The sequence below is a fragment of the Cupriavidus sp. IDO genome, from assembly GCF_000812465.1.
Lineage (GTDB): Bacteria > Pseudomonadota > Gammaproteobacteria > Burkholderiales > Burkholderiaceae > Cupriavidus.
In genome coordinates this window covers 1-24055 of the sequence record NZ_JWMA01000046.1, presented here as the reverse complement: position 1 = coordinate 24055, position 24055 = coordinate 1, and the positions used below count along the sequence as shown (strand labels likewise).

Here is a 24055-nt window from a genome sequence, read left to right as displayed (position 1 = left end):
CTTTCTGCGGGCCTACTTCAGCAACCCCCGCTGGCGAGCGAGTGCAATGGCGTCGTAGCGGCTCGACACGCCCAGCTTGGCCAGGATGTTCTTCACGTTCCACTTCACCGTGCCGAAGGTGATGTTGAGCGTCAGCGCGATCCGCTTGTTCGACATCGCTTCCGCGATCAGCGAGAGGATCTCCAGTTCGCGCGGCGTCAGGGGACCGCGCTCGGCATCCGGGGCGATGCGGGCGCCGGCACCCGCTGCCGCGCTCACGGGCGCTGCGTCCAGCCGGACGGTGCCCGGCGTCATCCTTGCCAGCAGGTCGGCGAGGTAGCGCGCCGCCGGCGCAGGCAGGCTGTCGTCTTTCTGCAGGCGGGCCAGCAGGCCGACCGTCTGTGCCTTCGTGTCGAGCAGCGTGCGCACCAGCCCCAGCTTCGCGGCGAGCGTGACCGCGTCGGTCAGGCAGCGCGTCGCCTCGGCTTCCTGCTGCAAACCATCGTGCGCTACCGCGGCCAGCAGGTTGGCCAGGACTACCGTCGGGGCGCGACCATACTGTTCGCCAAAGCGGCGCACCTCGGCCAGCGCCTCCAGCACTACCCGGTGGTTGGAGTCGGCCAGCGCCAGCTGCGCGCGCACCAGCGCTGCAATGGCGGGTATGCGGGCCAGGGCGCCGGTGGCGTGCTCGTGGACCTTGCGCAGGCCTTCAAGCCGCGCCCCCAGTTCGGCCGCGCGGCGGTGTTCGCCGATCGTCAGGAGGATATTGACCTGCTCCGCGAGCATGTACGCGACCGCCCGGTCCAGGCCGAGGATGTGGAAGTGCGACGCCTGCGCCTCGAGGAAGGACAGGGCGGTTTCCGGAACGTCCTGCAGGAAGTCCAGACGGGCGCGGCACAGGGAGGATTGCATCATCACGTCCGGCCACGATGACTGCATCATGCCGGTGCGGTTGGCGAGCGCCTCGCGCGCGTCGTCGATGCGGTCCAGTTCGTAGCAGGCGGAGGCCAGTGTCGCGGCGCACAGGTTGGCGGGCAGCGAGGCACGGCCATATACCGCTTCTGCGCGGACCAGGATGCCCCTGCCGAGACGCTCGGCTTCCCTGACGTCGCCTTCGACGAGACAGGTCTGCGCGCGGCAGCTCTCGAACACCATCGCCATGTCGTTGTCGCGGTCTTCCGGGGGGATCGGGTTCGCATCGAACAGCCGGCGCGCGTCGTCGTGCCGCCCGACCGCGAGATAGGCGACCACCAGCCCCGCCAGGCATACATAGCGCAGCGATGCGTTCTCCATGGGCGCGTTGCAGAGCGGCTCCAGCACCTCGATGACACGCCGCATGTCGTCGCGCTGCACGGCGACGGAGGAATCGATGATGGGAAACTTGGACGACAGGGCCGGGATCTTCGCGGCCTCCGTGCGACGGATCTGCTCGAGCCAGCGTTCGGCCTTGTCGGCCCGGCCGGTGAAGGCATGGGTCAGGCAGCCGAGGAAGAACAGGCGCGGATGCGAGAACAGCGTTTCCTGCGGCAGGCGGTCGAGCATGTGCAGCAGGGGGCCAATATAGGACATGCTCCAGGTGGATCGGGTGGCGGCCTGCTCCATGGCGTCGGCAGCGAAGTCGAGATCCCCGCCGAGGCTGGCGTGGCGCACGGCCTCCACCAGCAGCTCGTGTGCGGCGAACCAGCGGCTGGCGCGGCGATGGACGGCCTCCACGGCGTCCTTGCCCTGCTCGGCAAGGCGCTGGGCAAGGAACTCCCCGAACAGCGGGTGGAAGCGGTACCACGGCGAGGGATCGTCCGTCTCCACGCGATAGATCAGCAGGTTCTCGTCCTCGGCGCGCTTGATCAGGTCGACGGCTTCCGGGTCCTCCGTGACGGCTTCGGCCAGGCCGGCATTGAAGCGCCGGAACACCGACAGCTTTTCCATGAACGACGTCAGCGCCGGTGGCAGGTAGGCCACCACATCCTCGGCCAGGTAGGACTGCAGGTCGGCAGACTTCCACAGCAGCGAGCGCAGGTTGGCGCGCTTGGTGGGCCGGATGCGCAGCATCGTGGCGACCGGCTGCAGGCTGGCCGGCCAGCCGTTGGTGAGGTCGTGGATCAGGCGCACTTCGTCGGCGCTCAGCTTCAGCGTGCTGAGGTTCTGCTCGAAGAAGGCGCGCGTCTCGTCCAGGTCGAACGGCAATTCGGCGAAGTCGATCTCCGAGACCTGGCCCTGCATGCGCAGCCGGCCGAGGCTCAGTGGCGGCATGGTGCGCGAGGCGATGACGATATGCAGGTTGGCCGGGCAGTGGTCGAGCAGCTTCTGCATCAGCCGGTGCGCGGCGGGGGCCTCCACGTGCTGGTAGTCGTCGATGAGCAGGTAGACCTCGCGGTCGATTTCCTCCACGGCGCTGGTCAACACTGCCACCAGCGCTTCCATGGACTGCTCGCTGCCGGCGGCATCCGGCACGACGTCGTCGGCGCGCATGCCGATCCGCTGGAAGGCCGCCAGCAGGTAGGTGCAGAAGCTGGAAAACTGCCTGTCGTCATGGCTCAGCGACAGCCATGCAACGTCGATGCCCGTCTTCATCAGCTCCTGCCGCCATTGCGCCAGCAGGATGGTCTTGCCGAAGCCGGCGCCACCGGTGACTAGCGTGGCCGCGCAGTACTTCGTGTCGCGAAGACGGGTCAGAAGATGTTCACGCAGGATGTGGCGGGGGCTGATGCGGGGCGGGGAGAACTTCGTCGCCACCAGGAGGTTGTCGGGATTCATCGCGGATGCCTGCTTGGATGGTTTCGCCTTTAGCCCCGCCATCGATGGAACGGCCGGGGAGGCGTGCCGGCACATTATGGCGTTTCACGTCTCGGTTTGGAAAGTAGTGGTGTTGCCGGCAACGTGCGATATCGGGCACACCGGGCGCGTCCGGGCCGCGCCGAGTCCGGCCACGTCCGCAAGGGGAGGGGCAGGCGGGTTCCCGGCTGACGTACCTTGGCATCCAGCCAGAAACGCCGTGCGCGTTTGAATATTGGATCAAGGAGAAGACATGAGCGAACCCGTTTCATTTTCGGTCAAGGGCCAGGTCGGCTGGATAACCCTGATGCGCCCGGAGTCCCGCAACGCCATCAGCAAGGACATGGCGCTGGCCATGGCCGCGCAGCTGCGTGTCTGGCAGCAGGACGACCAGGTGCGCGTGGTGGCGGTGACCGCCACGGGCCCCGCCTTCTGCGCCGGTGCCGACCTGAAGGCATCCGGTACCCCGGGTCCCGGCGAGCCGGACCTGCTCGACACGCTCGTGGCCTTCTTCGACACGCTGCGCGCCTTCCCGAAGCCCACCATCGCCGCCGTGAACGGCCTGGCGGTGGCCGGCGGCCTGGAGACCGTGCTGGCCTGCGACTTCGTGATCGCCGCGCAGAGCGCCCGCTTTGGCGATGCCCACTCCAACTTCGGCGTGTTCCCGGGCGGCGGCGGCGCAGCCGTCCTGCCGCGCAAGATTCCGCTGAACATTGCCAAGTACCTGCTGTACACCGGTGAGTCGCTGCCGGCGGCCGACATGAAGCAATACGGCCTGGTCGCCGAAGTGGTGGCCGACGAGGAACTGGTGGCCCGCGTGCAGGCCATCGGCGACAAGCTGTCGAAGAAGAGCCCGCTGGTGCTGCGCAAGATGAAGAAAGTGGCGGACGAAGCCGCCGACAAGCCGGTGGCCGACGCGCTGCGCCACGAACTGCTGGAGCTGCGCAACCACCAGCGTTCGTACGACATCGCCGAGGGCCTGCGCGCCTTTGCAGAGAAGCGCACGCCCGAGTTCAAAGGCTATTGATCGACGACTGCACCGGAGCAAAGACACATGGAAAACATCTACATCGTTGGCGTCGGCATGACGCCGTTTGGCCGCCACGCCGACAAGACCGTCAAGCAGCTCACCGCCTGGGCGGTGGAAGATGCGCTGAAGGACGCCGCTTGCGACCGCAAGTGGGTGCAGGCCGCGTTCTACGGCAACTGCACGCAGGGCCATTTCGACGGCCAGCACATGATCCGTGGCCAGGTGGCGCTGCTGCCGCTGGGCTTCGACAGCATCCCCATCTTCAACCTGGAAGGCGCCTGCGCCTCGTCCAGCCACGCTTTCAACCTGGCCGTGACGCAGCTGCGTGCCGGCGCTGCTGATGTGGCCATTGCCGTCGGCGCCGAGAAGATGTTCTACAGCGACAAGGCCAAGATGTTCTCGGCCTTCGAGTCGGCGTGGGATATCGAGACCTTCGAGGACAACAAGAACTACCTGGCGGCGATGGGCAAGAGCATCGTGCCGCCAGAGGGTTCGCAGTCGCCGAAGCCTTACAGCCCGTTCATGGACGTGTACGCGGCGCTGGGCCGCGGCGGGCTGATGGAGCGCTTCGGCATTACCCAGCGCCAGCTGGCTGCTGTGTCGTCGAAGAACCACGGGCACTCGGTGCACAACGAGCGCTCGCAGTACCGCAACCCGATCAGCATCGAGGAAGTGCTGGCCGCGCCGCCGATCACGTATCCGATCACGCTGCCGATGTGCTCGCCAATCTCCGACGGTGCGTCGGCCGCCATCGTCTGCACGGAGTCGGCGCTGAAGAAGTACGGCTTCGACCGCAAGCGCGCCGTCAAGGTGCTGGCAAGCGTGGTGCGTTCGGCCTCCGCGCGCGCTGCCGATGAGTTCGACAAGGGCTGCACGCACCTGGCCGGCAAGACCGCGTTCGAGCAGGCCGGCATTTCGCCGAAGGATGTCGACGTGGCCGAAATCCATGACGCCACCGCCATTGGCGAGCTCCTGTCGATGGAATCGCTGGGCTTGTGCGAACCGGGCGCAAGCGGCGAGATGGCCGAGCGTGGCGAGACCACGCTGGGCGGCAAGCTGCCGATCAATCCGTCGGGCGGCCTGGAATCGAAGGGCCACCCGATCGGCGCCACCGGCATCGGCCAGATCTTCGAACTGGTGGAGCAGCTGCGCGGCGAGTGCGGCAAGCGCCAGGTGGAAGGCGCGCGCATTGCCCTGCAGGGCAATGGCGGCGGCTTGTGGCGCGTCGAGGAGTCGACCGAGCACGTCGGTATCTTCGGGCTGGCCTGAGCGGACGGCTACACGCACAACCGCGCATGTGAAGCCCTAGGCGCTACGGAAGGGCGCGGCTTCCGAGCGGCGGTGCAACGGCAGAAAAGGCGGGGGATGCGGCGTTGCAGCATCCCCCGTTTCGTTAACATTCCACTTATGACAGTGGGCAGGAGGCAACGAATGAAAATGAATTTTGCGCGCACGATGGGGAACCTCGCCGTGCGCTTCGGCGAACGGGAGGCCCTGGTCAATATCGAGCGCCGGCGTCGCTACACCTTCCGCGAGCTGCATGCGCTGACCAACCGCATCGTCAACATGATGCGCGACCGTCTGCAACTGCGCCGGGGCGATATCGGCCTGTGCATTCTCGAGAACGACAATATTGCCCTGCTGCACGCATGGACCGCGCTGAAGGGCGATGCCGCCCTCGCCTACACCAACTACCGCGACGCGCAGGAAGAACACCGCTGGCAGGTGGATTTCATCCGCCCCAAGGTCGTCTTCATCGAGAACGCGCTGCTCGACCGCTACTTCGACATGCTGCGCGGCCAGGGCGTGACGGTGGTCTGCATGGACCCGCCGGCGGCCCCACGCGAAGGCCTGCTGTACTTCTGGGACTTGCTGGACGGCGCCTCGGACGACAACCCTGGCGTTGAAAGCGACATGCGCAACGACCCGCTGGTCTACCGCTTCACTGGCGGCACCACCGGCAAGAGCAAGTGCGCCGCGTACACGATGGACAACTGGATGGCCATGCGCGACTCCATGTATATGGAAAGCGAGCAGGTCTATGACGCCGACACGCGCTTCCTGCACATGGCGCCGATCAGCCACGGATCCGGCCTGGGCCTGCTGCCCACGTTGTTCCGCGGCGGCTGCACGGTGACGCAGAACATCCCCGACCTGGCCCAGCTGTGCCGCAATATCGAGGCCGAGAAGATCACGAACACGCTGCTGGTGCCGACGATGATCTATCGCATGCTGGAAATGCCAGAGGCCACGCAGTACGACCTGTCGTCGCTGCGCACGCTCGCCTACGGCGCGGCACCGATGAGCCCCGCCAAGCTGCGCCAGGCGCAGCAGCGTTTCGGCAATATCTTCATGCAGATCTACGGCGCGACCGAGATCCTGCACGCGGTCGGCCTGCTCGGCAAGGCGGACCACCTGACTGCCTCGGAAAAGCAGCTTGGCTCGGCGGGGCGCATCGTGCCGGGCGTCGAGATCATGGTGGTCGACGACGAGGGCAAGGAAATGCCGCAGGGCATGACCGGCGAAATCTGGCTGCGCTGCCGCGGCACCATTTCGGGCTACTACAACGACCCCGAGGCCACCGCGGCGGAGTTCTCGAACGGCTTCTGGAAGTCGGGGGACCTGGGCTACATCGACGACGAAGGCTTCCTGTACCTGGTCGACCGCAAGAAGGACATGATCATCACGGGCGGCTTCAACGTCTATGCCGTCGAAGTGGAAGCCGCGCTGAACTCGCACCCGGCCGTATCCAACTCGGCGGTGATTGGCGTGCCCCACGAGGAATGGGGCGAGGCGCTGCACGCGGAGGTGGTGGTCAAGGCCGGGGCGCAGGTAACGGTTGAAGAGCTGATCGAGCACGTCAAGGGCAGGCTAGGGCGGTTCAAGGTGCCCAAGTCGATCGTGTTTGTCGAGGCGTTGCCGGTCAGTGTGGTAGGAAAAGTGCTTCGCCGCCAGGTGCGCGAGAAGTACTGGGAGGGCAAGGGGCGGCGGGTGTCGTAAGTCCTGCGCGTCTTGTGGCTGTACTGCGGCCCGGCTGGAAGCGGAATGGCTCCATCCGGGCCTTTTTTTGTGATGGCCGCTGCAGTACTGCGACGAGCGCCTGCCGCCATGTACGGCCGGCAGGCGCTGCGCGCTTCAGCTTGGGTCAGGATTGGGCGTCACCACCTTGAACCACGAGGGGTAGGTGTCGAGCATTGCCAGCAACTGCTCCAGCGCGTCTCGCCGGCCCGACAGCACCAGATCGCCCGACGCTACCGCCTGGTCGACGGTGAGGTCCTTGCGCTGCAGACGCTCCAGCACGGTCTTGCTCAGCTTCAGGCTGACATCCGCCTTGGGCGTGGCCTTCGGGAAATAGTTGAGCACGCCGTGCTTGACCTCCAGCGCGTACTGCTGGTTGAGGTCGGTGAGGCCGACGTTCAGCACCAGGTGCTTGCCGGCCGCCTTCGGACCGTTCAGGCGCACCGCCATGTAGTTGAACAGCATTTCCGGCGGCATGGCCTGGACGGTATCCGGGCTGGCGGTCTGCACGCGCCGGGCGTTCGGCACGCCGTTGCGCAGCTCATAGGCGCCTTGCAGGTACTCGGCACGCCAGGTCGGGGCTTCGGCCTGGTAGCCAAGTTGCTCGTAGCTGTCGGCCAGGAGTTCGCGCGCCTCCTTGTTGTCGGGGTTGGCATACACGACCTGGCGCAAGGCCTCGGCCAGCCAGCGGTATTCGCCCTTGTCGAAGTCCTTGTGCGCGCGTGCCAGGATGGCGGCTTCGCCGCCCATGTATTCCACGTACTTCTTTGCGGCAGGAACGGGCGGCAGCGGATCGAGCGACGAGGGGTTGCTGTCATACCAGCCCAGGTAGCGCTGGTACACCGCACGCGTGTTGTGCTTCACCGTACCCCAGTAGCCGCGGTTCGGCCAGAAGTTCGCCAGCTCGGGCGGCAGCTTGACGACTTCCGCGATCTCGGTGCCAACGTAGCCTTCGTTCATCAGCCGGACCGACTGGTCATGGATGTACTTGTACAGGTCGCGCTGCTTCTCGAAATAGTCGATGATGCGGTCGTGTCCCCACAGCGGCCAGTGGTGCGACTGGAACTTGACCTCGACGTCCTTGCCGAAGCTTGCGATTGTCGCGTTGATGCCATCCACCCACTTGGTGGCATCGCGCACCTGCGCGCCGCGCAGCGTCAGCAGGTTGTGCAGCGTGTTGGTGGTGTTCTCGGCCATCCACATGGCTTTGAACTGCGGGAACCAGGTGTTCATTTCGGCCGGCGCTTCCGTGCCGGGCGTGAGCTGGAAGACCATCTTCACCCCGTCGATCACCATCTCCTGCCCGTCCTTCGCGATCGTGTCCGTTGGCGACAGCAGGGTGACGGTACCGGGGGCGCCAAGGATGCCCAGGCCGCCTGCCAGCCTCCCTTGCGGATTGATCGGCAGCGACGCGCCGCCCATGTAGACCGAGCGGCGGCTCATGGCGTTGCCGGCGATGACATTCTCGCTGACTGCTTCCTCCATGAAGCCCTCCGGGGCGATGATGCGCACCTTGCCGGCCTTCACGTCGGCCTCGTCGACAATGCCGCGGATGCCGCCGTAGTGGTCGACGTGGGAATGGCTGACCACCACGGCGACGACCGGGCGGCGCCCGAGGTGCTGCGTGACCAGGTCGAACGCCGCCCGGGCAGCCTCGGCGGACGTCAGCGAATCGAGGACGATCCAGCCGGTATCGCCCTGGATCAGCGTCATATTGGCGAGTTCGAGGCCCCGCACCTGGTAGATGCGGTCGGTGACCTTGTAGAGCCCGTAGTTGCCCAGAAGCTGGGCGTTACGCCACAGGCTCGGATTGACCGTGTCGGGCGCCGGCTTGTCGTTGCCGACCTGCGCCGTGAGCGCCGCGACGCTGGCGCCCACGTTGCCGTAGGCGGCGCGCATGGCTGCCGGGTCCGGCCGGGCGATCAGGCCACGCTGTGCGTCCTCGAAATCCTGCCGGTCCTTGAATGGCAGTTGGCCCAGCACCGCCTGGTTGGCCGCGCGCGTGGCGGCGGTCGGCGGCTTCGGCGCAACCGGCTGCGGCTGGCCGGCGCCCGGCGCGGCCTGGGCCATCGCATTGCCATGGACGAGCGCACCGGCAGCCAGCGCGATGGCGAGGCGGGCGGCAACCGAAACGCCACCTTGTCTTGCGGCGCGCCGTAGCGTGTGATGAACAGCCATTGGAGTCTCCTTGATTGCTGTTTTCGTGCGGGTGTGAGACGTGTGCGGGTCAGCTTTCGAGGCCGGTATGGCCCGCGTCAGCCTGGTTGAGTGGGTGAAGCATGTCGTCGAAGTCGTCCATCGATGGAAACCGGAGCGGGGCGAGGCTGTCGATCTGCCGCAGCCGCTGGCGATACTGCTCAAGCAGCTCAGCGCGCGCCTCCGGCTTGATATACGGAACGTGATGCGCAACGAAAGGCGGCAGCACGGTCATGCCGGAGTAGCCGAGCGTGCCGCGCAGGATCGGGCGCAGCATCTCCTCGAGTTCGCCGTGGATGCCGCCCTCGGTGAGCATGTGCGGCTGTCCGCCGATGGTCACGGCCAGCATTGCCTTCTTGCCGCGCAGTCCGCCTCGGTCATAGAAGCGCATGCCGCCGTAGCACTTGCCGGAGATCAGCACGCGGTCGACCCATCCCTTGAGGATGGCCGGCATGGAGAACCAGTAGATCGGGAAGTTGAAGATGACCAGGTCCGCCCACTCGAGCTTTTCCAGTTCGCCCAGGATGTCGGGCGCGAGCGTCTTCTTCTCGTAGCCATGCCGTTGCTCCAGCGCGTAGACCAGGTAGTCGGCGTTGGCGCGGCTGCCGAAGTCGTCGTGGTCGGCAACGGCTTTCCATTGCATGGCATAGAGGTCGGACACCTTCACCTGATGCCCCTGCGCCTCGAATTCTTCGACCGCGGTGGTCTTCATCGCGGCGTTGAACGATTGCGGCTCATTGTGGGCGAATACGATCAGTACATGCATTGCGGATCTCTCTTTTACTTTCGCCGCTCGGCGGCAAGGCGGGCTTGCAGCGCATCGATGCGCTGGTGATTTTCTTCGGACCCTATATAGGTCCGGAAGAGCCACTCCTGGGCGCGCATCGCGCCGTCGAGGTCCAGGTTCAGCAGCTGGTTGGACAGCTGCTTGGTTTCCGCCAGGCACATCCGGTCGTAGCCGGCCATCTCCACGGCGATCGCCCTGACCGAGGCAAGCAGTTCCCCCTCGGCGAACACCTTGCTGACATAACCCATCCGCTCGGCTTCCGCGGCGTCGTAGATGCGGCCGCTGAGCGCGACTTCCTTGGCGCGGCCCAGGCCGATGATGCGCCAGAGCGGGTCCAGGATCGGCGTGAGCGATAGGACCACCTCGCGCTGCCCGAACTTGGCACGGCTCGAGGCGTAACGGATGTCGCACATCATCGTCAGATCGAAGCCGCCAGCGATGGCGGCGCCGCCGACCGCGGCAATGACGGGCTGCGGGCAGAACAGCACGGCCCGGTAGGCGCGGTGGAAGAGCGCCGTGTACGTCTCGTTCGTGACCTTTTCCAGCTTGCGGATCTCGTTGAGATCGAAACCTGCGGAGAAGAAGCGTTCGCCACCTGTGAAGACAATGACGTTCACGTCATCTCGCGCCGCCAGGCCGTTGAAGATGGTAATGACTTCCTCCAGTACGGCGGGGGAGAGCGCATTGCCTTTGTCGGGGCGGTTGATGGTGACCGTTGCGACCTTGTCGGAGATGTCGAGCAGAAAGTATTGATAGTCCATGGTGGGTTCCACGATGCAGAGACGGATGCCACCCCTTTCGAGGGGGAGGCTCGATCGCCGATTCTGCGTGGCGCGGCGGCGTTTCTCCCCTCTCCTGTGGGAAGGGTGCGAGCGAGGGATGTGCCGCATGCCGGCGCCACAGTGGTGGCCGCTCAGTCCAGGCAGGATCAGGCAGGTGCCGTCAGGGTCGGGCGAGCGCTTCTGCTTCTTCTTACAGTCGGGCAGTCGCTGAGCAGCGGGGTGGAGATTCCCGTACGCAATGGGATGAGGGGATCCGGCGTGGCGGCAGTTCGGAAATGCCGACCCCGATGAAAGCGGGGCGCGGACGTATGGATCCGGCCCTGATCAGCGGGCAATGGCCGCCGGGTAAAGCGTATCGCGGTCCAGGCGGATCAAGTTCTGGTGTGTCAGAGCTTCTCAAGGTCAGGCAACTGCCAGGTCTTGTCGAACAGCGGTTGTTCCGGACCGTAGAGTCGGAACAGCACCTCGAACTGGCTTCCCTGGCGGGTGGGCACCCAATTCGATTCCTTGCCCGGCGGCGATGCCGGACCGAAATAGAGATCGACCGAACCATCCGTGTTCTTCTGCAGCCCTTGCGAATTCGAGGCACGGCTCAGGCGTGCCTGATCCCGGATCAGGGCATGCGTTGCGCGGTCGTAGACCGTCGCGGACCAATAGAGCCTGACCGGCGCCTTTGGCGGCACGGTGAGCCGGTAGGTGCTTGCCCCATCGAGAGGCTGGCCAGCCTTGTCCCTGAGCGTCAACAGGTAGAACTGCCCCTTGCCCAGATGCTTGGCACTGAAGAAGCCAAAGGTGTACATGACACCGCGGCCACTGGTGGGATAGCTGGCGGCTTTGCCGAAATTGCTTCCCAGGCCCTCAAGCACCTCCGGCGAAACCGGCACGGCCCAGCGGCTGCCAGGGAAGTACGTGTTCCTGAAGGCCGCTTCATAACTGGCCTGGAGCCAGGCGTTCGCCTCAGTGACGGCCTCCTTGAGGGTTGCCTGCGTCTTCTGGTCGGGGGCGAAGTTCTTGCCCTGTTCGATGCCGATCGACTTCAGCATGTCGATCATTGCCTTGTCGCGCTCGATCCATGGCTCTCGCTGCATAAAGCGGTCCAGCAACTGGTAGAAACGCAGGTCATAGGGGATCGTGCTGTCGTAGACCGTGCTGGCTGCGTCAATGAACCGCGTGGCCGGCGGGTGCGTGGCCTGGGCGAGCGGATACAGCCCGATCTTGCGGCCATAGGCCGCGGCCTTCGCGATGTCGGCGCTACTGCTGCTGGCAACGTTGGATCGCAGCAGGGCATAGCCCGCGTAGGTGGACGACTTCAATGGGATGAAGCCTGCCGGCGTCTTTCCCTGGTAGCCCGGCGGCAGGATCAGGTACTTGCCGCCCTTGCCCTTGTCTACGCCAGCCGGACCGACGTCTTCGAGCGCGGTCTGCCAGCCGTCGTCGATGCTCCCGGTGATGGAAGCGTTACCTTCGGCGGGTGGTATCTCAAGGACCACGGGGCCGTTGCGCGTGTCGTAGAACGGCATCAGGTAGATGACATCGGGATTGGGCGTCAGGGTCTGGTTCTTCCAATCCGGCAGCCGCGACCAATAGACGATCTGGTTCCAGTCGCCACCCGCGTCGGCGAGTCCGTCGCGCAGCCGCTCGAAATTCACCGCCGGAACGCCCCAGATCGCAGCTTCGACTGCGCGGCGATGAACCATGCGCCGGTCGAGATCGCCGACGGATTGACCCTCGGGCGGCGGCCCGGAAACCGCGGGCACAAGACCGTTCTGACAAGCCGTCATGAAAACCACGGCGCCCAGAAGAAAGACATAACGACACGGCAATCTATGCATGTGGTGCCCCGGCTTCATTGAGATTGAGAGAGTGATTGTATTGGGAGGCCCGGCGGGACGGTAGTCCGATATTTCCCGCCCTCCCGATGGGAGAGGGGCGCGGACGTATGGATCTGGGCCTAATTTGGTGGCTGTCCCGGGAAAGGGGGGCGGGAGCGCAGGACGCGGAGCCCGACAGACCCATACATGTTCGAACACTCAGAAGGAGTAGAGGATGCAATTGTCCCGATTGCCATTGATCCTGGTTGCCGTCGCGGCGTCACTGCTGATTGGCGCCTGCCAGCACCAGCTTCCCAACATGACAGCCGCGCCAGCCGCGGCCCAGCAAGCGAGGGGGTCCGATCAGGGCATCAGCGACGCCTACATCTATCTGCTCGGCCGTCTCCTCGTGCTGCGCCAGCAGCAACTGGACTTTCGCGAGGGCATGAGCTGGAACCAGCTGGTGCATCGCAAGCCAGGCGCGGTGGACTGGCCGAACCCCAACCTGGACGTGGCCTATTCCGAGGCCTGGGTCGCCGTGGACGAGAACAGCTGCACCATCGTCACGGTACCGAAGATCACGGGCCGCTATTACACGGTGCAGTTCCTGAACGGCTGGGGCGAGACGCTGGCCAATATCAACGACCGCACCTTTTCCAGCCGGCCCAGCGGGGACTTTGCCGTGTGCCTGCGCGGAGCCAATGTCGCGCTGCCGGCGAACGTGACGCGGGTGGACCTGCCGGCGCGCTATACGCGGGTGCTTTCCCGCATTGAGCTGGGCGGGGACTGGAAGCGTGCCGAAGCGCTGCAGCACCAGTTCAGGATGCGGGCGACTGGCACGCCACGCTTGCCCCGCATTCCGCAAACGCCTGTGTTCGACTTGCGGAACCTGCCGGGCGTGGAGGCATTCGACGTTGCCGAGTCGGCGCTGGCGAGCGAGCCGGACCTGAACCCCGGCATGGAACCGTTGCAGGCGAAGGTGCGCGCCATTGCCCGGTCCATCGCCAACCCCGACGAACGCGCCCGCGTGGACGGAGTGATCCGCCAGCATGCCTTTGCCGACTTTGCCAAAGCCAGCCGGACCATTGGCCCGGGTACGGTCCGCAACGGATGGGCGCGTGCTGCCGTGTCCGGGACCTATGGCAGCGACTATCTGAGCCGTACCCTGTTCAACTATGGCGGGATATGGGTCAACACGTTCGACGAGGCCAACTACTTCCGGGGTGCGGTCGACAGTGCCGGAGCGCCGCTGGATAGCAGCTATACCTACTCCCTGACGTTCCCGAAGGACCAGCTTCCCGCTGCCGAGGCGCGCTACTTCTGGTCGGTCCTCGCCGTGGATTCCCGGCAATTCCGTGTCTTGCCGAATCCCTTGAATCGCTTCCTGCTCAATAACCAGTCGCGGTTGCAGTACGGCAAGGATGGCTCGCTGACCCTGTACTTCGGTCCGCAAAAGCCGGAAAACGCCCCGGAGGGCAACTGGCTGCCGACGCCGGCCGGCCAGCAGTATCGGCTGATGCTGCGGTTCTACGGACCGAAGGACGGCGAGGCGGCCCGCAAGTATGTGCCGCCGCCGATCATGCGGCTGTCGTGACGGGCGAGATCTGGCAGTGCTTAACACCACGCGAGGATAGATAAGGAGACGAATATGTCAGTGAAGTTTTTGCATGCCGTGGCTTGCGCCATGCTGGCCGCCGTCGCGCCCAATGTGCACGCCCAGGTTGATGCAGGCGCGCCGGTGCTTGTGACCGTCGACAATTTCGGGCGCGCCGAGTCGGACCGCTACTTCGGCTTCACGGTCAAGCGGGGCGGCTTCGGCAAGTTTTCCCATTTCCGCGAACTGGTGCCGGTGGACAGCCAGACCGTGGTCCGCCCGAACCGGGACACGCTGTACTCCACCGCCGTGTTTGATCTCGACGCCGGGCCGGTTACCGTCACCATGCCGGATGCGGGCAGCCGCTTTATGTCGCTCGCGGTGCTGGATGAGGACAGCCACGTCCTTGGCGTGCACTATCGCGCCGGCAGCCATACCTTCACCCGGAAGGAGATCGGGACGCGCTATGTCATGCTGGGCGTGCGGACGCTGATCGACCCGGGCAAGGCCGACGACGCGAAGCAGGCCTGGGCCCTGCAGGATGCCATCCGTGTCAGCCAGCCGAATGGTCCGGGCCGTTTCGACGTACCTGCCTGGGACAAGGCCAGCCAGGATGCCCTGCGCAAGATGCTGATCGCGCTGGGAACCACCATACCCGATTCGCGGCGGATGTTTGGCAGAAGCGGGCAGGTCGACCCGGTGCGCCACCTCATCGGCAGCGCCATCGCCTGGGGCGGCATTCCGGAGAAAGACGCCTTCTACCAGATCGTCACGCCCGAGCGAAACGATGGCACGACGAGCTACCGCCTCGACGTCCCCACCGTGCCGGTCGGCGCGTTCTGGTCTGTCAGCGTGTATGACGCCTCTGGCTATTTCCATCGCAACGCGCTCGGCGCTTACTCGATCAACAGCCTGACGGCGAAGCGGGGCGCGGACGGCGCGGTTTCGATCCGCTTCGGCGATTGCGGCCACGATGCGACGAACTGCCTGCCGGTCATGCCGGGCTGGAACTACATGGTCCGTTACTACCTGCCGCGGCCGGAGATCCTTCAGGGCACGTGGAAGCTACCGCCGCCGCGGCCGGTGTCCTGAGGGTGTGGCCAGCGCGTGACCGCGCGCGACGATAGGAAAGGCATGGGGGGCGTTTCAACGCCCCCCATGCCGTTTACCCTGCCTGCCAATGATGCGTCCCCTCCCGAAAATGGGGGAGAGCGCGCCGAAGCCACTGCGTATCGTCAACCGCGTCCACTGGTGGTCTTTGCGGTGGACCCGCGCCGGACCCGGCGCCGGACGACATGACAATACCTATAGGAGACAACATGACGAACCTGTCACGCACGCTCGACGTGCAGCAGTTCATCAACGAACATCGCTTTTCGCGGTACCAGTGGGGAATTCTGCTCACCTGCTTCCTGCTGATCGCCATCGACGCTTATGACAGCGTGGCCATCGGCTTCGTCGTGCCGGTGCTCCTGCGCGAATGGGGCACGACCAGGGCCGCGTTCGGTCCTGTGCTGAGCGTGGGGGTGCTGGGGCTGGCGCTCGGCGCGCTGATTGCCGGGCCGCTGTTCACCCGCACCAGTCCGAAGACGGTGATGGTCGGTTCGATGCTGTTGTTCGGGCTGTGCAGTCTCGGGACCATGACGGCCGACTCGCTGGTGTCGCTCGGCGCGTGGCGCTTTTTCACCGGCGTCGGCGTGGGCGCGGCAGTGCCCGGCGCGGTGACGCTGATGTACGAGTATGCGCCCGCACGCATGAGCGCCTTCCTCGTCAACACCATTGCCTGCGGCGCCCTGATCGGCGCATCGTCGTGCGGACTGGCCGCCGCGGCCGTGGTGCCGTCGCATGGCTGGACCAGCGTCTTCCTCATCGGCGGCATCGTGCCGGTCGTGCTGGGCCTGTTCATGCTGGTGACCATGCCGCAGCCGCTGCAGTTCATGGTCCAGCAGGGCTACCCGGCGCCCGCGATCGCCGCGGTGCTGCGGCGTATCGCGCGCGGGGAGGAGATTGCCGACGACACCCGCTTCGTGCTGCCGGCCGCGCCAGAGCCCGGCAAGGCAGGTGTGGCCGTGGTGCTCTCGCGGCAATTGCGCACGGGCACGCTCATGCTGTGGAGCGCCTATTTCTTCGGCACCTTTGCCTACTACCTGCTGCTGGGCTGGCTGCCGACGCTGGTGCAGGACATGGGCGCCTCGCTGCAGAATTCGACCCTGATCACCGTGCTGCTGACGGTTGGCGGCATCTTCGGCACATTCCTGTTTGGCTGGCTGATGGACCGCTTCGACCGGAATACTGTGGTTGCGGGTGCCTTCGTGCTGGGCGGGCTGGGCATGTGGCTGGTCGGGCAGCAGAAAGGAGACCTGGTTTGGGTGGCCACGTGCGTGTTCCTTGGCGGCATCGGCCTGAGCGGCGCGCTGATGTCGATGGGTGCGGTGGCGGCGGCCTTCTATCCGGCCAGTGGCCGTTCGACGGGGATCGCGTGGATGCATGGCGTCGGCCGGTTCGGCGGCATCGCCGGTCCGATGGCCGGCGCGCTGATGCTGCGCGATGGCTTCAGCCTTGCCACGGTCTTTACCGTGGTGATGGGGTTCGTGCTGGTTTCTGCAGTGGCGCTGATGATCAAGGGGGCTGCGGCACGGCGTGCTGCGGGGAATCCGTTGCGGGCGGAGTCCGCGTGACGGTGCGCACCAACGGCGCCTGCCTGCACTGACGCCGCTCGTGGAGGCTCCCCTCTCCCGCAAGCGGGAGAGGGGAGCAAACCGACCGCCGTGCTAGCCCCTCGAAGCGTCACCGTCCGCGCCGAAGGCGGTCCACCCGCCGTCGACCGGCAGCGTGGCGCCGGTCACGTACGAAGCCCATTCCGAGGCAAGAAACGCCACCGCCTGCGCGACTTCGACGGGATACCCCAGCCGTCCGATTGGCGTGCGGCGTTCCAGCGAGGTGGTGTCGAGGCGGCCGGCGCTTGTCATGGCGTCGAGCGGGGGCGTGCGGATGATGGCGGGCGCAACGCCATTGACGCGGATGCCTTTCTGCGCCCATTCGCAGGCCAGCGAGCGGGTCAGCATGATCACGCCGGCCTTGGACGCCGTATAGGCGGCAATGCCGGGCCCGCCCCCGAGGCCATAGATCGAGGCGATGTTCACGATGGCCCCGCCGCCCTGTTCGAGCATGTGCGCGCCGACCGCCTTGCACATCAGCCAGGTGCCGGTGAGGTTGACGCCGATGGTCCGCTGCCACGTTGCCACCGGCTGCCTTACGGTGCGGCTGGCGGGCTCGAGCATCCCCGCGTTATTGACCAGGATGTCGATTCCGCCCATGTGGGCGACGGCTTCTGCCGTGATGCGCTGAACATCCGCTTCGGATGACACATCGCCGCGCAGCATCTTGCGGCCCGGCAGGTCAGGGGCGGCATTCAGGTCGGAGGCGCAGACCACGGCGCCTTGCCCGGCAAAGAATTCCGCGATGGCCGCGCCGATTCCACTGGCGCCGCCGGTCACCAGGACCCGCTTGCCGCTGAAGTCCATGGGCGGGCTCTGGCTGGCGCCGTGCTTCATGGTGTTTGCCATTCGGGCACTCCGCTCATTGGCCGGTGAACGCCGGCTTGCGCTTTTCCAGCATGGCATTGACCGCCTCGCGGTGGTCGTCCGACTTGCTGGCCAGCCATTCGTAGGACATGCAGGTATCCATGATGGAGTGGGCGAGCTGCTTGAGGCCGATGTTGACCGATACCTTGCTCCAGCGGATGGCCTGCGCGGCCCCGGCGGCCAGGCGGTCGGCGAACTGGTTGACGCGCGCATCGAGTTCCGCGGCCGGCACGGCATGGTTGATCAGGCCGATGCGCGCCGCCTCCGTCGCCGTCAGCGCGTCGCCGGTCAGCAGGTACTCCTTGGCGCGGGCATAGCCGATCAGCTGCGGCCAGATGATGGCGCCGCCGTCGCCGGCCACCAGGCCCACATTCACGTGCGGATCGGCGAACTTTGCGGTGTCCGCGGCGAAGATCACGTCGCAGAACAGGGCAATGCTGCAGCCCAGGCCGATGGCGGGGCCGTTCACCTTGGCGATGATCGGCTTCTCGCAATCGAGCTGGGAGAAAATGATTTGCTTGCCTTCGCGGGCCGTCACCCGGAACGCGCGCGGATCGTCGAAGCCGGCTTTCACGGCCTCGAGGTCGCCGCCGGCGGAGAAGGCACGGCCGGCGCCGGTCAGGACGATGACTTCCGACTCCGGGTCATTGTTCGCATCGACGAAGACCCTGGCCATCTCGGCGTGCAGGCCGCCGTTGAAGGCATTGAGCTGCTCCGGGCGATTGAGGGTGATTTCAAGCACCTTGCCGCGCCGGGCAAAGCTGATGTGCTGGTAGTCGCTGAAGTTCATGGTGTCTCCTCCATGTTGATGGGTGTGCAACGGTGCCCGGACGACGATAGCCAGCGCGTCTTTGCTACGTCCCCTCCCTGAACGGCGGGGGCGCAACGCATGGCGCACTTTCACTGCGGCTGGCCTGTCTCCCCATCCCTCCCTGCCGCCGACGGCAAAAAAGGGAGGGGCGCACGTCCCGCACCCCTCCCTAAGATGACCCGGCAAGTGCAAATCAGGACGCTTCACTGGAGAGAGGAGTCTGCATGTCTGACAACACGGTGCTACTGGAAAAGGTCGGCGCAACGGCCGTCATCACGCTGAATCGGCCGCACAGGAGGAATGCGCTCGACGATTCCATCAAGGCGGCGATGACGGACATCGTCAGGGCGGTCAGGGAAGACCGATCGGTGAGCGCGGTCGTGCTGACCGGCGCCGGTGGCAATTTTTGCGCCGGGGCGGACCTGGGCGACGGCGGCGCGGATGCCGAGCGCGGCTTCTACGTGCGCGACCTGCTGCTGGACCACCATGGCTGGTTCGCCGAGCTGACCGACCTGGAAAAGCCGGTGATTTCCGCCGTGGACGGCTTTGCGACCGGCGCCGGCCTGTCGGTGGCGCTGGCGGCCGATTTCATCATCGCCAGCGACCGGGCACGCTTCGTGTCGAGCTTCGCGCGCGTCGGGTTTGTCCCCGACCTGTCGCTGATGTACATCCTGCCGCGCCGGGTCGGGCTGGTGCGTGCCAAGGAGATCGTCTTCTCCGCTCGCGAGATCCAGGGCGAAGAAGCGGTGGCCATCGGCCTGGCCGAGGCCGTGGTGCCGGTCGACCGCCTGCGCGACGCCGCCGTCGAATTCGCGCAACGCTTCGAGAAAGCCCCGACCCATGTGCTTGGCATGGCCAAGCGCATCATGAACCGGACCTTCGAGACCGACCGGCATGCGTTGCTTCAACTCGAAGCCGCTGTGCAGGGCCTGTGCGCGGCCAGCCATTACAACGCCGAGGCGGTACGGCGCTTCTTCTCGAAGGAAGCGCCGCTGTTCCCGGGCACGCAACGCCTGTTCTGACGGGAATCGGCCGATTCCCGCCTGGTTTCATTTCAAACATCAAGACATTCAAGGAGAAAGACATGACGCAGAAAGTCGTGGTTGCCGGCGTAGGCATGATTCCGTTCAAGAAGCCTGGCCAGAGCGATCCGTACACCGTGATGGGTGCGCAGGCCGTGCGGCTGGCGCTGGCGGACGCCGGCGTGGGCTATGAGTCGGTCCGGCAGGCCTATGCGAGCTACATCTTCGGCGATTCCACCGGCGGTCAGCGCGTGCTGTACGACATCGGCATGACCGGCATTCCCGTCATCAACGTCCACAACAATTGCGCCAGCGGCTCGACGGCCCTGTTCCTGGCGAACCAGGCCATCGCCAGCGGCATGGTCGACATCGTGCTGGCCTTTGGCTTCGAGCAGATGAACCCGGGCGCGCTGGGCACGATCTACAACGACCGTCCTGCCCCGCTGGAACTGTTCAACCGAGCGTGCGAGAGCGTGGTACCGGACGGCGTGGCGCCCGCCCTGCAGCTGTTCGGCGCCGCCGGCCTGGACCACATGAAGCGCTTCGGCACGCCGGTGGAAACCTTCGCCAAGATCCGCGCCAAGGCGAGCCGCCATGCCGCCAACAACCCGATGGCGGTGTTCCGCACGGTGGTCACGCCCGAGGAGGTGATGGCCGAGAAGGTGATGTGGCCCGGCGTCATGACGCGTTCGATGGCCTGCCCGCCGACCTGCGGCGCGGCTGCGGTGGTGCTGTGCAGCGAAGCCTATGCGAAGAAGCATGGCCTGGACACGCGTGTGTGGATTGCCGGCCAGGCGCTCACCACCGACGGTCCCGAGACCTTCCATTCGGGCGACCTGCGCCACCTCGCCGGCTTTGGCATGTCGCGCGCGGCGGCCAACAAGGTGTATGAAATGGCCGGCATCGGCGCCGATGACGTGAACGTGGTCGAACTGCACGACTGCTTCGCGCAGAACGAATTGCTGACCTACGAGGCGCTCGGCCTGTGCCCGGAAGGCGGCGCCGCGAAGTTCGTCGACGACGGCGACAACACCTACGGCGGCAAGTACGTGGTCAACCCGTCGGGCGGCCTGCTGTGCAAGGGGCACCCGATCGGCGCGACTGGCCTGGCCCAGTGCACCGAACTGGTCCAGCAACTGCGCGGCCAGGCAGAGAAGCGCCAGGTGGAGAATGCGCGCGTGGCCCTGCAGCACAACGTCGGCATCGGCGGCGCGGCGGTCGTCACCATGTACCGGAAGGACTGACGGAGGCATGCATGGACTTTCAAGCTGATCCGGGACTGGAGGCGTTCCGCCAGGAAGTCCGCCAGTTCCTGCGGGACAAGGTGCCTGCGGACCTGAAGGGGCTGCCGCGCTGTACGCGCTCGCCGCGCGAGCAGATCCTGCGCTGGCAGAAGCTGCTGCGCGCGCATGGCTGGGGCGCGCCTTACTGGCCCGTGGCGCATGAGGGCACGGGCTGGTCGGTGGAGCAGATGCTGGTGTTCGACGACGAATGCACCGCGGCCGGCACGCCCACGCAGGACGGCTTTGTGCAGAAGATGCTCGGGCCGGTGCTGAACGCGTTCGCCACGCCGGCGCAGAAGGCGGAGCACCTGCGCGCCGCCCTCGATGGCGAGCGGCTCTGGTGCCAGGGCTTTTCCGAGCCTGGCTCGGGCTCCGACCTGGCCTCGCTCAAGACCCGCGCCATCCGCGACGGCGACCACTATGTGGTCAACGGCCAGAAGATCTGGACCAGCTACGCGCACCACGCCGACTGGATCTTCCTGCTGGTAAGGACCGACGCGACGGGCAAGAAGCAGGCCGGGATCAGCTTCCTGCTGGTGGACATGACAACGCCAGGCATCACCGTGCGGCCGATCCGCAGCATCGACGACGCGCATCACCTGAACGAGACGTTCTTCGACAATGTGCGCGTTCCGGTGCAGAACCTGATTGGGGAGGAGGGCGCAGGCTGGAATATCACCAAGTTCCTGCTCAACAACGAGCACGCGACCACAGCGGACCTGCCGGATCTCATGCGTTACATGCGGGAGCTGCGACGCTTTGCGAAGACGCTGGATGCGGATGGCGGCAAGCTGATCGACCGGCCGGCGTTCGCGCTGAAGCTGGCGCGGCTGGATGCCGAACTGCGGGCGATCGGCATGATGGTGCAGCGCGTTGCCAGGCTGGAGATGACGCACAACCCGGCTTCGCACGTGCTGGGTTCGATGCTCAAGCTGCGTGCCACCGACCTACAGCAGCGCATCACGGAAGCGCAGGTCGAGGCGCTGGGCGATTACGGCGCCGTGGCGTATGCGCATCTGCATGAGCCGGCACCGGCGCAGCCGTATCCGCTGCAGGACATGGCACGCGGCATTGCCAACGATATGTTCCTGCGCCGCGCGGCGACCATCTATGGCGGCACGAGCGAGGTGCAGCGCGGCATCGTGGCGAAGATGATGTTCGGGCTTTAAGCGCCGCTATTCAACCGACCAGCGGCTTTCTCCCCTCTCCCGCTTGCGGGAGAGGGGCGGGGGAGAGGGCCGGCGCATGCAACAGCGATGCCCTTCACTTCGTGTTCTGGAGAAGGAAATGGCTTCAAACAAAAGCGGCCCGCTCGCGGGCCTGCGCATCCTCGAAATCGCCGGCCTTGGCCCGACTCCGGTCACCGGCATGATGCTGGCCGACCTCGGCGCCGACGTCGTCCTGGTCGACCGCCTGCAGCCCGGCCCGGAAGATCTCGATGTCGGCCGGCACGCGATCCAGAATCGCGGCAAGCGCTCGGTTGCCGTCGACCTCAAGACACTGGAAGGCATCGACACCGTGCTCCGGTTGGTGGAGCAATGCGACGCGATGATCGAAGGGATGCGCCCCGGCGTGATGGAGCGCCTCGGGCTGGGCCCGGACGTGTGCCTGGCGCGCAATCCGAAGCTGGTGTATGGCCGCATGACCGGCTGGGGGCAGGAAGGCCCGCTGGCCCATGCCGCCGGCCATGACCTGAACTATGTCGCGCTGTCGGGCGCCCTGTGGTGGTCCGGCCAGCCCGGCGAAGCGCCGATGTCGCCGCCGAGCCTGGTGGGCGACATCGGTGGCGGCACCATGTACCTGATGGTCGGGCTGCTCGCCGGCATCATGAGTGCGCGCGAAACCGGCAAAGGCCAGGTCATCGACGCCGCCATCGTCGACGGCAGCGCGCACATGATGAACCTGATCCTGGGCCTGAAGTCGGCCGGCATGTTCACCAATCAACGCGGCGCCAGCCTGCTCGACGGGCCGCACTGGTATCGCGCCTATCGCTGCGCCGACGGCAACTTCGTCACGATCGCCTCGGCCGAGCCGCGCTTTCACAAGCTGTTGCTGGAAAAGCTCGGCCTGGCCGACGACCCGGCGTTCGCCACGCAGCACGACCAGAAGCTGTGGCCGCAGCAGCATGAGCGCTTCGCCGCCATGTTCGCCACCAGGACGCGCGACGCGTGGTGCGCGCTGTTGGAGGGAACCGATGTCTGCTTTGCCCCGGTGCTGAATCCCGACGAAGCTGCGGCCCACCCGCACATGGTTGCGCGTGGCGTGTACACCGAGATCGATGGCGTCCTGCAGGCCAATCCGGCACCGCGCTTCTCCGGCACGCCGGCCGGACGGCCCGGCAAGGTGCCGCAGCGTGGCGAGCATACGGCATCCGTGCTCAGGGACTGGTGCAACGCCGCCTGAGTGCCATCGCCGATACAACAAGCGGGACACGCCCGCGACAGGAGAGAGACATGACCGACAACAACAAGGTGCTGTTCGAGAAGGACGGCAAGACCGCTGTCATTACCCTAAACCGTCCGCAGCGCCGCAACGCGCTCGACGAGGAGTCCAAGCAGCTGCTGGCTGCCGCCATCCGTCGGGCGCGGGAAGACCGCGGGGTCAGCGCCGTCGTGCTGACCGGTGCCGGCGGGCACTTCTGTTCCGGTGCGGACCTCGGCGGCGGCGGGGAAGAGGGCGAAATGCCGTTCCTCGTGCGCGATGCACTGCTCGGCGCCCACCGCTGGTTTGCCGAGCTGATGGACCTGGAGAAGCCGGTGATCTCCGCCATCGACGGTTTTGCCGTCGGCGCGGGGCTGTCGCTGGCGCTGGGGGCGGACTTCATCATCGCCAGCGACAAGGCGCGGCTGGTGTCCAACTTCCCGCGCATCGGCTATGTGCCGGACCTTGGCCTGATGTACATCCTGCCCCGGCTGGTCGGGCTGGTGCGCGCCAAGGAGATCGTGTTATCCGCGCGCGAGGTCCTGGCCGGCGAGGCGCTGGAGATCGGGCTGGTGCAGGCCGTGGTGCCGGCCGATCGTTTGCGGGAAACAGCCATCGAGTACGCCCGGCGCTTTGACAATGCGCCGACGCATGTGCTCGGGATGGCCAAGGGGATCATGAACCGCACGTTCGAGACCGACCGGCATGCCATGACGCAACTCGAAACCGCCATACAGGGCCTGTGTGCCGCCAGCAGCTATAACGCCGAGGCCGTGCGCCGCTTCTTTGCCAAGGAAGCGCCGCTCTATCCGGGCGCCGAACGGCTGTTCTGACCACGGCGCCCGGCGTCCGTCCACAAGGGGAGGTGAAGGGCGGATGCCAGCGGCGTAACGTTAAACCGCTGCCCCGGACGACCGGCGGCTTGCTCCCCTCTCCCGCTTGCGGGAGAGGGGTTGGGGGTGAGG

At 66.0% G+C, this 24055-nt stretch carries 18 protein-coding genes; 11 read left to right on the top strand and 7 right to left on the bottom strand.

All coding sequences use genetic code 11. The annotated features are described in order from the left end of the window. Positions 1-12: 12 nt before the first annotated feature. Positions 13-2733: a LuxR C-terminal-related transcriptional regulator gene (locus tag RM96_RS16085; protein WP_039011972.1), complete on the bottom strand. Its 2721-nt coding sequence runs from the start codon at positions 2731-2733 to the stop codon at positions 13-15. Positions 2734-3004: 271 nt separating this feature from the next. Here RM96_RS16085 and RM96_RS16080 point away from each other — a divergent pair, with 271 nt between their 5' ends. From RM96_RS16080 to RM96_RS16070, 3 genes are all read left to right on the top strand, one after another. Beyond that, on the top strand, positions 3005-3778 hold the full coding sequence (locus RM96_RS16080) for an enoyl-CoA hydratase/isomerase family protein (RefSeq protein WP_039011971.1): 774 nt from the start codon (positions 3005-3007) through the stop codon (positions 3776-3778). Between the two features lie 27 nt (positions 3779-3805). Next, positions 3806-5050 (top strand): thiolase family protein, encoded by a 1245-nt coding sequence (locus tag RM96_RS16075; protein ID WP_039011969.1) that lies wholly within the window; start codon positions 3806-3808, stop codon positions 5048-5050. A gap of 162 nt (positions 5051-5212) precedes the next feature. Continuing rightward, positions 5213-6781: a class I adenylate-forming enzyme family protein gene (locus tag RM96_RS16070; RefSeq protein ID WP_039011968.1), complete on the top strand. Its 1569-nt coding sequence runs from the start codon at positions 5213-5215 to the stop codon at positions 6779-6781. Positions 6782-6916: 135 nt separating this feature from the next. Here the strand turns inward: RM96_RS16070 and RM96_RS16065 are convergent, their stop codons facing one another. The 4 genes from RM96_RS16065 to RM96_RS16050 form a co-directional block, all read right to left on the bottom strand. Next, complete coding sequence (locus RM96_RS16065) at positions 6917-8977, bottom strand: alkyl/aryl-sulfatase (RefSeq protein ID WP_039011966.1); 2061 nt, start codon at positions 8975-8977, stop codon at positions 6917-6919. Between the two features lie 49 nt (positions 8978-9026). Beyond that, positions 9027-9761: an NAD(P)H-dependent oxidoreductase gene (locus RM96_RS16060; protein WP_039011964.1), complete on the bottom strand. Its 735-nt coding sequence runs from the start codon at positions 9759-9761 to the stop codon at positions 9027-9029. Positions 9762-9775: 14 nt separating this feature from the next. Further along, a complete protein-coding gene (locus RM96_RS16055) occupies positions 9776-10672 on the bottom strand; it encodes an enoyl-CoA hydratase/isomerase family protein (protein WP_238587292.1) in 897 nt (298 codons plus the stop codon). Positions 10673-10950: 278 nt separating this feature from the next. Further along, the gene (locus tag RM96_RS16050) at positions 10951-12261 is read right to left on the bottom strand and encodes a DUF1254 domain-containing protein (protein WP_039011961.1); all 1311 of its coding nucleotides are present in this window, start codon (positions 12259-12261) and stop codon (positions 10951-10953) included. Positions 12262-12610: 349 nt separating this feature from the next. Between RM96_RS16050 and RM96_RS16045 the strand changes: the two genes are divergently transcribed. The 3 genes from RM96_RS16045 (at position 12611) to RM96_RS16035 (ending at position 16647) form a co-directional block, all read left to right on the top strand. Next, on the top strand, positions 12611-13969 hold the full coding sequence (locus tag RM96_RS16045) for a DUF1214 domain-containing protein (protein ID WP_039011959.1): 1359 nt from the start codon (positions 12611-12613) through the stop codon (positions 13967-13969). 54 nt (positions 13970-14023) lie between these two features. After that, complete coding sequence (locus RM96_RS16040; RefSeq protein WP_082016568.1) at positions 14024-15061, top strand: DUF1254 domain-containing protein; 1038 nt, start codon at positions 14024-14026, stop codon at positions 15059-15061. A gap of 227 nt (positions 15062-15288) precedes the next feature. Beyond that, positions 15289-16647 carry an MFS transporter gene (locus tag RM96_RS16035; RefSeq protein ID WP_039011958.1) on the top strand — a complete coding sequence of 453 codons (1359 nt, stop codon included), beginning with the start codon at positions 15289-15291 and terminating at the stop codon, positions 16645-16647. A 93-nt stretch (positions 16648-16740) separates the two neighbouring features. On the opposite strand, the gene RM96_RS16030 is transcribed toward RM96_RS16035, so the two are convergent. Both RM96_RS16030 and RM96_RS16025 read right to left on the bottom strand, forming a co-directional pair. Beyond that, on the bottom strand, positions 16741-17535 hold the full coding sequence (locus RM96_RS16030; protein ID WP_238587290.1) for an SDR family NAD(P)-dependent oxidoreductase: 795 nt from the start codon (positions 17533-17535) through the stop codon (positions 16741-16743). Between the two features lie 13 nt (positions 17536-17548). After that, complete coding sequence (locus RM96_RS16025; RefSeq protein WP_039011956.1) at positions 17549-18343, bottom strand: enoyl-CoA hydratase/isomerase family protein; 795 nt, start codon at positions 18341-18343, stop codon at positions 17549-17551. 245 nt (positions 18344-18588) lie between these two features. On the opposite strand from RM96_RS16025, the gene RM96_RS16020 reads away from it, so the two are divergent. The 5 genes from RM96_RS16020 (at position 18589) to RM96_RS16000 (ending at position 23923) form a co-directional block, all read left to right on the top strand. Further along, positions 18589-19386, top strand: coding sequence for an enoyl-CoA hydratase/isomerase family protein (locus RM96_RS16020; RefSeq protein WP_039011955.1), 798 nt, complete (start codon positions 18589-18591; stop codon positions 19384-19386). Between the two features lie 62 nt (positions 19387-19448). Beyond that, positions 19449-20630, top strand: a complete 1182-nt coding sequence (locus RM96_RS16015; protein ID WP_039011954.1) for a lipid-transfer protein — start codon at positions 19449-19451, stop codon at positions 20628-20630. A gap of 11 nt (positions 20631-20641) precedes the next feature. Next, positions 20642-21838 (top strand): acyl-CoA dehydrogenase family protein, encoded by a 1197-nt coding sequence (locus tag RM96_RS16010; RefSeq protein WP_039011951.1) that lies wholly within the window; start codon positions 20642-20644, stop codon positions 21836-21838. 118 nt (positions 21839-21956) lie between these two features. Further along, on the top strand, positions 21957-23072 hold the full coding sequence (locus tag RM96_RS16005) for a CaiB/BaiF CoA transferase family protein (protein WP_039011949.1): 1116 nt from the start codon (positions 21957-21959) through the stop codon (positions 23070-23072). Between the two features lie 50 nt (positions 23073-23122). Beyond that, the gene (locus RM96_RS16000) at positions 23123-23923 is read left to right on the top strand and encodes an enoyl-CoA hydratase/isomerase family protein (RefSeq protein ID WP_039011947.1); all 801 of its coding nucleotides are present in this window, start codon (positions 23123-23125) and stop codon (positions 23921-23923) included. Positions 23924-24055: the final 132 nt, after the last annotated feature.

What these genes read in the sequence shown, in the direction of transcription:
- RM96_RS16085 (WP_039011972.1), bottom strand. Translation starts at nt 2,733, where the DNA reads ATGAATCCCGACAACCTCCTGGTGGCGACGAAGTTCTCCCCGCCCCGC.
- RM96_RS16080 (WP_039011971.1), top strand. Translation starts at nt 3,005, where the DNA reads ATGAGCGAACCCGTTTCATTTTCGGTCAAGGGCCAGGTCGGCTGGATA.
- RM96_RS16075 (WP_039011969.1), top strand. Translation starts at nt 3,806, where the DNA reads ATGGAAAACATCTACATCGTTGGCGTCGGCATGACGCCGTTTGGCCGC.
- RM96_RS16070 (WP_039011968.1), top strand. Translation starts at nt 5,213, where the DNA reads ATGAAAATGAATTTTGCGCGCACGATGGGGAACCTCGCCGTGCGCTTC.
- RM96_RS16065 (WP_039011966.1), bottom strand. Translation starts at nt 8,977, where the DNA reads ATGGCTGTTCATCACACGCTACGGCGCGCCGCAAGACAAGGTGGCGTT.
- RM96_RS16060 (WP_039011964.1), bottom strand. Translation starts at nt 9,761, where the DNA reads ATGCATGTACTGATCGTATTCGCCCACAATGAGCCGCAATCGTTCAAC.
- RM96_RS16055 (WP_238587292.1), bottom strand. Translation starts at nt 10,672, where the DNA reads ATGCGGCACATCCCTCGCTCGCACCCTTCCCACAGGAGAGGGGAGAAA.
- RM96_RS16050 (WP_039011961.1), bottom strand. Translation starts at nt 12,261, where the DNA reads ATGGTTCATCGCCGCGCAGTCGAAGCTGCGATCTGGGGCGTTCCGGCG.
- RM96_RS16045 (WP_039011959.1), top strand. Translation starts at nt 12,611, where the DNA reads ATGCAATTGTCCCGATTGCCATTGATCCTGGTTGCCGTCGCGGCGTCA.
- RM96_RS16040 (WP_082016568.1), top strand. Translation starts at nt 14,024, where the DNA reads ATGTCAGTGAAGTTTTTGCATGCCGTGGCTTGCGCCATGCTGGCCGCC.
- RM96_RS16035 (WP_039011958.1), top strand. Translation starts at nt 15,289, where the DNA reads ATGACGAACCTGTCACGCACGCTCGACGTGCAGCAGTTCATCAACGAA.
- RM96_RS16030 (WP_238587290.1), bottom strand. Translation starts at nt 17,535, where the DNA reads ATGGCAAACACCATGAAGCACGGCGCCAGCCAGAGCCCGCCCATGGAC.
- RM96_RS16025 (WP_039011956.1), bottom strand. Translation starts at nt 18,343, where the DNA reads ATGAACTTCAGCGACTACCAGCACATCAGCTTTGCCCGGCGCGGCAAG.
- RM96_RS16020 (WP_039011955.1), top strand. Translation starts at nt 18,589, where the DNA reads ATGTCTGACAACACGGTGCTACTGGAAAAGGTCGGCGCAACGGCCGTC.
- RM96_RS16015 (WP_039011954.1), top strand. Translation starts at nt 19,449, where the DNA reads ATGACGCAGAAAGTCGTGGTTGCCGGCGTAGGCATGATTCCGTTCAAG.
- RM96_RS16010 (WP_039011951.1), top strand. Translation starts at nt 20,642, where the DNA reads ATGGACTTTCAAGCTGATCCGGGACTGGAGGCGTTCCGCCAGGAAGTC.
- RM96_RS16005 (WP_039011949.1), top strand. Translation starts at nt 21,957, where the DNA reads ATGGCTTCAAACAAAAGCGGCCCGCTCGCGGGCCTGCGCATCCTCGAA.
- RM96_RS16000 (WP_039011947.1), top strand. Translation starts at nt 23,123, where the DNA reads ATGACCGACAACAACAAGGTGCTGTTCGAGAAGGACGGCAAGACCGCT.